This window comes from Shinella sp. JR1-6, assembly GCF_004284735.1.
Taxonomy (GTDB): Bacteria; Pseudomonadota; Alphaproteobacteria; order Rhizobiales; family Rhizobiaceae; genus Shinella.
In genome coordinates this window covers 1-818 of the sequence record NZ_SHMI01000128.1, presented here as the reverse complement: position 1 = coordinate 818, position 818 = coordinate 1, and the positions used below count along the sequence as shown (strand labels likewise).

Annotated in this window: 1 protein-coding gene; it reads left to right on the top strand. The window is 58.6% G+C overall.

The genetic code is table 11. The features are described 5' to 3' along the window. The first annotated feature begins 51 nt into the window (after positions 1-51). Entirely contained in the window at positions 52-765 is a 714-nt protein-coding gene (locus EXZ48_RS34710; protein WP_130521633.1) for an IS6 family transposase, read from the top strand. The last annotated feature ends 53 nt before the right edge of the window (positions 766-818 follow it).

The window sequence follows — 818 nt, the reverse complement described above, 5'->3', positions numbered from 1 at the left end:
GGTGGCGTCGCCTTAACCGGCTGGTGTGGATCTGGGCGATAGTCTACCGGCATGACTGAAGAGGTGTCCGCTCACTACAAACGCCACCGCTTTCCGGCGGAGATCATCGCGCATGCGGTGTGGCTCTATTATCGATTTCCGTTGAGCCTGCGCGACGTCGAGGACCTGCTTGCCGAGCGTGGCATTGACGTCTCGTTTCAGACGGTCGCAGAATGGGCGACGAAATTTGGCCTAAAATTCGCCCATCAACTCCGGCGGCGATCTTGTGGTCATTTTGCCGATAAGTGGCACCTCGATGAGATGGTTGTGGCGATCAATGGGGAGAAGTACTGGCTATGGCGCGCCGTCGATGCCAACGGCTACGTTCTCGATACTCTATTGCAAGGCCGCAGGAACAAAGGTGCGGCTTTTCGGCTGATGCGTAAGCTGCTCAAAGGCCAGGGTGTGGCCCCGCGCGTCATGGTGACTGACAAGCTGCGCTCTTACGCCGCCGCCAAAGCTGAATTGATGCCGGGCGTCGAGCATCGCTCGCACAAGGGCCTGAACAACCGCGCCGAAAATTCCCACCTTCCTCTTCGACGACGAGAACGACGCATGATGCGCTTCAAGTCGACACGGCAATGCCAGCGTTTCGTCTCAACCCACAGCCAGGTCGCAAATCTTTTCCACCTCCATCGCAAACATCTGACCGCCGCCGATCACCGCCAGCTTCGAGCCCACGCGATCTCGACCTGGCACGAAATCGCTTGGTCGACCGCTGCCTGAAACACGGACACAAATCCTCGCCGCGAATTGCGACAGGTTAAGGCGACGCCATC